Below are 8,113 nucleotides of genomic sequence, written 5' to 3'. Positions count from 1 at the left end.
AATCAACTTATCCGCATCATATCCTTTATCCCCAATTACTTTGGTATCCTTTCTCTGCCAGCCCTCTATCAATTTTTCCCCTTGAGTAATATCGCTCTTTTCTCCGCCAGTTATTCTCAATTCCAGCGGATTTCCCAACCCATCTACACTCACATGAATCTTGGTGCTGTATCCGCCTCGGCTTCTCCCCAAAGCTTGCTCCCCTTTTTTCCGGCAGCACAGGAGTGCGCTCGAACCATGGTTGAATCAATAATGAGATGCTCTAAATCAGGGTCGTCAATAAAATACTTGAACATCCGTTCCCACACTCCAAAACGACTCCACCGGTGGAATCTTTGATAGATGGTGTACCATTTGCCATATCCTTCTGGGAGGTAGCGCCAAGGAGCACCGGAACGGGCTATCCAAAGAACTGCTTCAATAAACTGTTTGCAGTTTGCTTCTTTCCCAATGTTAACTCTCTCTTCTGTCTGTAAAAAAGCTAATATCTTCTGCCATTTGTTTTCATCTAAAAAAACCAACTTCATCCTCTTTCCTCTATAAATTATTCTCTCTATCCTAACATAAGATCAACACGACCTTGTTCAGTGCCAGCTTTTTGCGCTTCTTGTACAGGAAAGCGGGATTCTTAGCGCAGGAAGTTGGCGGGCCGACTCAGTTGGATCCCTTGCGAGAGCTGGGGCTGAACTTGTGGGGGATCCTCACCTGGCCGATTTCGCTGGGGCTGGTCGTCTTCTCCTGCTGGGTGCTGTATCGATTTGGCCCCAGCTTGCGCCGACCCCAAATCCCGATTTGGCCGGGAGCCATCGTGGCCAGCCTACTGTGGGTTGGGGTGTCTTGGGGGCTGCGGATTTACGTGGAGCACTTTGGGCAGTTCAACCAAGTCTACGGGGCGGTGGGGGCAGTTATTGTGCTGCTGCTCTGGGTTTGGCTCACTTCCTTGGCGCTGCTGTTTGGGGATCAAATCAACATCGCCCTCTACCAGGCGCGAAAATGGATTGCAGAACGGGATCCCTAGCCCCACCCCAAATCCGAGTTATGGATGCAGACGGAAATTCTTTCGCCCACTCCTGAGCACATTGCCGTAGCGGCTGCGGCCTTGCTGCAGGGCCAGTTGGTGGCCATCCCCACGGAGACGGTTTACGGCCTGGCGGGCAATGGCTTGGATGAGCAGGCAGTGGCAAACATTTTTGCCGCCAAGGAGCGCCCCCGCTTCGATCCCCTGATCCTGCATCTGCCGGCTGGGGTGACCCTAGAGCAGCTGCAGGGGTGGCTGGTGGATGTGTCGGCTTTTACTCCCACCGCCCGTGCTCTGCTGGGATCCCTGATCGACACCTTCTGGCCGGGGCCCCTAACCTTGGTGCTGCCCAAGTGTCCCACCGTGCCGGATCTGGTGAGCAGCGGGTTGCCTACTGTTGCCCTGCGGGTGCCTGCTCACCCGGTGGCTCAAGCTTTGTTGCAGGCGGTGCAAACCCCTCTGGCTGCCCCCAGTGCCAATCGCTTTGGCCGCATCAGCCCCACCTCAGCCCAGGCCGTCTATGCAGAGTTGGGAGGGCGGATCCCTTACATCTTGGATGGGGGAGAGTGTGCTGTAGGCCTGGAGTCCACCGTGCTAAAGCTCAGCCCCGAAGGGATCCCAACGCTGCTGCGCCCAGGAGGGATCCCACTGGAAGCCCTAGAGGCCCACCTGGGGTTGCCCATCCGGTTGCCCCCAGAACAGGCCCCCAAGGATGGCACAACGGGCCCGCCAGAAGCGCCGGGACGACTGAGCAGCCACTATGCCCCCAGTAAGCCCCTCCGGCTTTTGCCCACCCCTTTTGCCCAGCTTCAGCCCGGCGATTGGCAACAGGTGCAGCACCTGACAACCGGTCATTCCCACCTGGGCATCCTCAGCTTTGCCACGGATCCGCAGGCTCTGCTGAACACCCTCTCCCGCCATTGGCCGGGGATCACTTTCAGTTTGGAGTGTTTGGGTTCGGATCCCAAGGCAGCCGCCCGCGCCCTCTTTGCCAGCCTGCGCCGACTGGATGAGGGAGATGCTACGCTCCTGCTGGCAGAGCCCCCACCCATCTCGACGGGGCTGGGCTATGCGATGATGGATCGGCTACGCCGGGCCAGCAGCCTATGGAACTCTCCCCCCTCGTTGCCATCGTAATGGGCAGCGATTCCGATTTGCCCACCCTTGCACCTGCCGCCCAGGTGTGTGAGGAGTTTGGGATCCCTTACCAATTGCAGATCCTCAGCGCCCATCGCACTCCCGAGGCGATGGTAGAGTTTGCCCGCTGCGCCCATACCCAAGGGATCCGCGTCATCATTGCCGGGGCAGGGGGAGCAGCCCATTTGCCGGGGATGGTGGCCTCTCTCACCCCCCTGCCGGTGATCGGGGTGCCGGTGCTCAGCCCATCCCTGCAGGGGATCGACTCCCTGTACTCAATTGTGCAAATGCCCAAAGGGATCCCGGTGGCCACGGTGGCCATTGGCAACGGCTACAACGCGGGTCTGTTGGCGGTGCAGATCCTAGCCAGTGGGGATCCCGATCTGCTCCGGCGGGTGATCGCCTATCGGGAAAGCCTAAAACAGGCGGTGCAGGAGAAAAACGACCAGTTGCAAACCCAAGGGTGGAAAGCCTACCTCGACTCTATAAAGCATAAGAGCATAATTTAAGGAGTGTTGATCTATCTTGCCGCTTGCAAAGGGTCAGGTGCGACAGAGTTTTGGGAGTTGCCATCGGTGAAGCATCAATCGGGTCGCCCTTCTTCCGGCCAGGGATCCTGGCCAGAATATCTGCAGCGGGTGGGGCGTGGAGCAGTGGAGACGGGATCCCAAGTTGCTCTGTGGATCCTATCGGGGCCGCAGTGGCGGGTTTTGGCTCTGTCGGCCTTGGCGTTGGCAGGGCTGGCCTTCTGGAATGGGCGGCTGGCGCTCTCTCTGGGGGTGGGCACCTTGGTGATGTTGGGGCTACAGGGGGTGCGCAGCCCTGAGTTCAACCGCCGCTGGCAGGAGTGGCAAGCTTGGTTTCGGCAGGCGGATCGCTGGCTTTTGCTGGCAATTGGTTCGGGAGCAGCCGCCACCTTGGGCACCTACACCCTCATCTCCATCTGGGCAGAATCCACCCAACGCTGGCTGGCCACCGGCGCCATTCTACAGGGATTGGCCACTCTAGCCTTGTTGTCGCTGCTGTTTGGGGAGTGGCTCAGGGGCCGACAAGAGCGGCAACGGTCTCAATTGGAGCGCGACCTCAGCGACATTGCTTCTCCCGATCCCTTCCGACGGCTGGCGGGCGTTCGCCGCTTGCAGAGCTTAATGTCCCACCTGGATCCCGAGCAAACCCGGCTGGCGGTGGATTATCTGCGGTTGGCCCTCGACCAAGAGACGGTAGCGGTTGTGCGGGAAGCCCTGCTGGAGGCCCTACAGGGATGGGGGATCCTGCGCCGCCTCAACGATTTGACCAATCTCAAACACCCCAACAGGGATCCCTCTTCAAACTAAGATAACGGCTGTCTTGGTCCTCAAGGGTTTGACTGGGATGATAAATTCAGTCCCTTGGGCAATCCGCCAAATAGACTGCTCACCTCAGGTTTAGCTAAACCGCCGAGAAGCCCCGCGCTGTATGCGTAGCAACCCTGCGGGAAGCTAGCTACAGGGTCGGGAGTATGTTACGCGGCATACCCCCTTTCCATCTAGGCTCAGGCTTGTCCCTCTGCCGCCAGCCCTATTGCAAAAAGCTTGCTTGGAGCTGGCCTGCAAGGAAGGCTAGAATCTTTTACTATGGGTAATCCTCTCCAGCCGCTCCCTTAGCCGCACTGTGCCAGCATGTATACCATTTCCGACTTTGACCGCCTGATCCAGTTTCTCCCAGTGGAGATCCGCCCTGAAGTGCAGATCGAGATCGGCACCCCTGACCAGTCTCGGGTTGTGCAGCCGTTGTGGCGCTTCCCCTGGCAAAAGTACTCTCGCTTTGCCATTGACCTCAGCCGTTGGCAGAAGCTGAGCCCTGACCAGCAGAAGATCTACTTCTTGCGAGAAGCGGTGATGGCCACAGAGCTGGCTTTGGGGGATAACTGGTCGGCGTTGTTGCTGTATCCCGCCTTGATCGGGGCCGGCAGCATGGGCATTTTGGTAGAGCTGCAGATGGGAGATAACCTCGGCGTTGGCTTAGCAGCAGGCTTGGCCGCGTCAGCGGTGTTTCTGTTGCGCAAAGCGGAGAAGGGCCAGAAGGCCCAGGTAGCAGCCGACGAGTTTGCCGTGCGCTATGCCTCCCAGAATGGCTACACCTCCGAGCAAGCTGCTGCTATCTTGCTGAGCGCGCTGCAGCAGGTGGCCATCCTCGAAGATCGCGTCAAGAACGACTACGACACCACCATGCGCCGCCGCAACCTGGAGTTCTTGGCGCAGCGGGGTTTGGGATCCGGCACCTTGACCATCAATCCTAAGTACCGCAACAAAGGCCAGAGCTCCAACCCCGGCCCCAATCCTTACCAAAACCCCTTCCAGCGCTGAGTCTTCAAGGCATGCGCAGCTCCCCTTCTACCTCGAGGCGGGTGTAGGGGCCGACGCGAAGGAAGCGCTCCCCCAGCATCTCGGCGGCGGCAGGCTGGATCCAGCCCATGCGCTGCAGCAGGTGCAAAGCCAGGGCATACTTGGCCCGGGCGGCTCCATCCTGGACCTTGATGGCCAGGCCCATGCCTTCCCCCACCCGGCCAATGCACTGGATCCCTTCAGCACCCGATTTGCTCACCAGATCCCCTTGAGTAGCCCGCATCAACTCCGTGTCGAAACACCCCTGTCCAGCCACCATCTCCGGGTGATGGGTCATGGCCCGTGCTACCGATTCCAAGTCGGGCCGCTCGCCAGCAGTCAGTTGGGCGAATAGGGAGGCCAGGTGATTCAGTTGCAGTTGGTAGGTGGGCACCCCACAGTCATCCCGCGCAAACAAAAACTCTTCCGAGGGCATTTGCAGCAAATCCGCCAGCTTGGCCCGCACCAGGGCTTGCACCGGATGCTGCCGCTGGGCGTAGTCTGACAAGGTCCAGTTTTGGGCGCGGCTGGCCACGAGCATGCCAGCATGTTTGCCGGAGCAGTTGTGGCACAGGGGGCTGGGCTTGCCGGGTGGGGTGGGGCAGACCAGCAAATCGGGAGACAGATCGGCCCGCCACAGTATACTGAACACCTGCCGCGCATGAGCCGTGGTGCCCTGATGGGATCCGCACATGATGGCAATATCTTTCTCGCTGAGGCGGTAGCGCTCGCGGATGCCGGTGGAGAGCATGGCCAGTGCTTGGAAAGGTTTGAGGGCAGAACGGGCAAAAACAGGGGTGGTGCTGTTGCCGGCCATGGCCAGAGAACGCCCGCGGCTATCGGCCACGACAGCTTGGCAATGATGGATAGATTCGGTCAACCCCTCCCGCAAGACATGGATTAAGAGTTCAGGGGCGGTGGAACGATTCTCAAATGACATGAAAACCTGGGAAAGGGCTGACGAAGCTGGGAAAGAGGGTGTGTACTCTTCAAATCATACGCGCAGATCCTACGCGAGAAGTTGGCGGGATCCCCTAAAGTAGCAAAATGGAACCCTTCCGCTCGGATCCCTGATCTCTGCCATGTCCTCCAATCCCCTGGTGTTTTTGGTCTGTCACGGCAGCCGGGATCCCGATTATCAGCAGGCTTTGGCAGATTTGTTGGCCCGGGTGCAGCAGCAGCTGGCTCCCCAGCCGGTGGAGCTGGCCCAGTTGGAAGGTCAGCCTCTCACCCTGGCCGAACAGATTCAAGGACGGCTGGCAGCTTGGCTGGGCGCAGGCCGATCTCCCGATCAAGTGGTGCTGCTGTCGCTGTTTATGGGCGAGGGATCCCATGTGGAAGAGGATTTACCGGCTGCGGTGAAGCAGGTTCAAGCTCGCTGGCCGCGCCTGCCCATCCGGTTAACACCCCCCATTGGCCAGCACCCGGCCCTCCTGGATCTGTTGGTGGCTCGCATTCTGGCTCCACAGCCCTCTTGCTCTGCAACGCTCAGGCAATCCGGCGAACGGGCAGATGCCTGGATTGTGCTTGGCCATGGCAGCCGTCTGCCGGGGTTTGCCGCTCAGCTCCAAGCAGGGATCCAAACTGTGCAACGGCGCTTGCCCGAGATCCCCTTGCATGTGGCTTTTGCTGCCCAGTCCCCCACTTTGGAGGCGGCTGTGATCCATTGCTTACGCCTCAGCCAATACCACCTGCGGGTGCTGCCGTTTTTTCTCTTTCCAGGCGGTCTGCTGCGCGCCCTACAAGAACAGGCTCAGCGATTACAGCGGGAATGGCCTCTGCTCCAAATCCAGGTGGAGCCGCCCCTCTGGCGGGATCCTCAACTGATGCAGGCCATTGTGGAGACACTCCAGGCTTTTAGCCCGGCGCTGGAATAGCCGAATCTTTCCCGTTCCCTCAAAATGGATATTTCCAACAGCAATGACGCGACCAGGACTTGAGATGGGCAAAGTGTATTTGGTGGGGGCAGGGCCTGGGGATCCAGGGCTGCTGACGGTGAAGGGAAAGGCGCTGCTCGCCCACGCGGATGTGGTCATCTACGATGCTCTGGTGGGATCCTCCATCCTGGAGCTGATCCCGCCGACGGCAGAACGGATCTATGCTGGCAAACACTGCGGCGCCCACACCTTGCCCCAGGAGCAGATCACAGCCTTGCTGATGGAGAAAGCTCGGACGGCAGCCGTGGTGGTGCGGCTCAAAGGGGGGGATCCCTTCATCTTTGGGCGGGGGGGAGAGGAGATGTTGGCTCTGGTGCAGGCCGGGATCCCGGTGGAGGTGGTGCCGGGCATTACGGCGGGGATTGCCGCCAGCGCCTATGCCGGGATCCCTCTCACCCATCGCGACCTCAGCTCTTCGGTTGCTTTTGTAACCGGACACGAGGCGGCAGGGAAATACCGCCCTCAGGTCAATTGGCGGGCTTTGGCCGGGGCGGTGGAAACGCTGGTGATCTACATGGGCATGCACAACCTCAGCCACATTGCCGCCGAATTGTTGGCCGGAGGGAAAGCTCCCGATACCCCGGTTGCCCTGATCCGCTGGGGCACCACCCCTGAGCAAGAGATTCATCTGCTCCGCCTGCAGACTCTGGCTGGGCAGCCCTCGCCCGTAGCACCGCCTTCAATTGTTGTGGTGGGAGCGGTGGTCAGCCTGGCCAGCTTGTTGCCCACTTTGCGTCCGCCAGTCTCGTATTGCTCCGCAGCGCTTGCGCAACCGGAATCTCCATGAACGCCTTCTTTCGCAAGTTGGGTGCCCTCTTCTCCGCCTACTACGCCTACATGCTGGAGTACCGGGCCGAGCTGATCCTGTGGGTGTTGGCCGGATCCCTGCCCCTGATCATGATGGGGGTGTGGAGCGAGGCAGCCCGCTCAGGAGACTTCTCGCTGTCTGCTCTGGAGTTCATCCGCTACTTTCTGGCGGTGTTCCTGGTGCGCCAGTTCACCATCGTCTGGGTCATCTGGGACTTTGAGCGAGAGGTGGTCGAAGGCAAATTATCTCCTCGCCTGTTGCAGCCTCTGGATCCCGCTTGGCACCATGTGGCCAGCCACCTGATGGAGCGCTTGGCCCGTCTCCCCTTTACCCTGGTTTTAATCGCCCTTTTCTTCGTCCTCTACCCCCCTGCCTTTTGGATCCCCTCTTGGGCCCAGGCGGGGCTGGGATCCCTGGCCATTCTCCTGGCTTTTGCCCTGCGCTTTCTCATGCAGTACACCCTGGCGCTGCTGGCCTTTTGGGTGGAACGGGTGACGGCCTTGGAGCAATTCCATTTTTTGGTGTACTTGTTTTTCTCGGGGGTGATCGCTCCTCTGGAGGTGTTCCCACCACCCGTGCGCCAGGTCTTGGCCTGGACACCCTTCCCCTACCTGGTGCATTTTCCCGCCAGCCTCTGGGCAGGGATCCCGGTGGATATTCTGCGCGGCTTTGGCATGGGCCTGGCCTGGACGGGCCTGCTCTGGCTAGCTAACCGCTGGTTGTGGCGCAAAGGCTTGCAACAGTACTCGGGAATGGGAGCTTAGAGGGCCAGGTTCAGCTAGAAATCGCAGGAGCCCCGCACTGTACCCGTAGGGTCAGTGCCGGGAGGAATGCGCTTTGATGAAGTACA

General features: G+C 59.7%; 9 protein-coding genes and 1 pseudogene. 8 read left to right on the top strand and 2 right to left on the bottom strand.

Annotated elements, in window-relative coordinates; genetic code table 11:
• Positions 1-527: pseudogene (locus NW805_RS05440) on the bottom strand (IS5-like element ISSoc13 family transposase); the annotation flags it as partial.
• 53 nt (positions 528-580) lie between these two features.
• On the opposite strand from NW805_RS05440, the gene NW805_RS05435 reads away from it, so the two are divergent.
• From NW805_RS05435 to NW805_RS05415, 5 genes are all read left to right on the top strand, one after another.
• Entirely contained in the window at positions 581-1,018 is a 438-nt protein-coding gene (locus NW805_RS05435) for a YihY/virulence factor BrkB family protein (protein WP_414421892.1), read from the top strand.
• Between the two features lie 24 nt (positions 1,019-1,042).
• Positions 1,043-2,155: an L-threonylcarbamoyladenylate synthase gene (locus NW805_RS05430; RefSeq protein WP_414384462.1), complete on the top strand. Its 1,113-nt coding sequence runs from the start codon at positions 1,043-1,045 to the stop codon at positions 2,153-2,155.
• Complete coding sequence (gene purE / locus NW805_RS05425; RefSeq protein ID WP_414384463.1) at positions 2,125-2,664, top strand: 5-(carboxyamino)imidazole ribonucleotide mutase; 540 nt, start codon at positions 2,125-2,127, stop codon at positions 2,662-2,664. Before NW805_RS05430 ends, purE begins: the two co-directional genes overlap by 31 nt.
• Positions 2,665-2,730: 66 nt before the next feature.
• A complete protein-coding gene (locus NW805_RS05420) occupies positions 2,731-3,489 on the top strand; it encodes a hypothetical protein (RefSeq protein ID WP_414421891.1) in 759 nt (252 codons plus the stop codon).
• A gap of 324 nt (positions 3,490-3,813) precedes the next feature.
• Complete coding sequence (locus NW805_RS05415; protein WP_414329157.1) at positions 3,814-4,500, top strand: DUF3318 domain-containing protein; 687 nt, start codon at positions 3,814-3,816, stop codon at positions 4,498-4,500.
• Between the two features lie 4 nt (positions 4,501-4,504).
• Here NW805_RS05415 and NW805_RS05410 read toward each other — a convergent pair whose 3' ends face one another.
• Complete coding sequence (locus NW805_RS05410) at positions 4,505-5,458, bottom strand: asparaginase (RefSeq protein ID WP_414400684.1); 954 nt, start codon at positions 5,456-5,458, stop codon at positions 4,505-4,507.
• Between the two features lie 142 nt (positions 5,459-5,600).
• Here NW805_RS05410 and NW805_RS05405 point away from each other — a divergent pair, with 142 nt between their 5' ends.
• The 3 genes from NW805_RS05405 (at position 5,601) to NW805_RS05395 (ending at position 8,027) form a co-directional block, all read left to right on the top strand.
• Entirely contained in the window at positions 5,601-6,395 is a 795-nt protein-coding gene (locus tag NW805_RS05405) for a sirohydrochlorin chelatase (RefSeq protein ID WP_414421890.1), read from the top strand.
• A gap of 64 nt (positions 6,396-6,459) precedes the next feature.
• On the top strand, positions 6,460-7,242 hold the full coding sequence (cobA, locus tag NW805_RS05400; protein WP_011432673.1) for a uroporphyrinogen-III C-methyltransferase: 783 nt from the start codon (positions 6,460-6,462) through the stop codon (positions 7,240-7,242).
• Complete coding sequence (locus tag NW805_RS05395; protein ID WP_414421889.1) at positions 7,239-8,027, top strand: ABC transporter permease; 789 nt, start codon at positions 7,239-7,241, stop codon at positions 8,025-8,027. The genes cobA and NW805_RS05395 overlap by 4 nt, the downstream gene beginning before the upstream one ends.
• The last annotated feature ends 86 nt before the right edge of the window (positions 8,028-8,113 follow it).

This window comes from Synechococcus sp. W60.1 (assembly GCF_047461575.1).
Lineage (GTDB): Bacteria > Cyanobacteriota > Cyanobacteriia > Thermostichales > Thermostichaceae > Thermostichus.
Note: the sequence above shows the minus strand (reverse complement) of the source record. Positions and strands in the feature narration are given on the sequence as shown.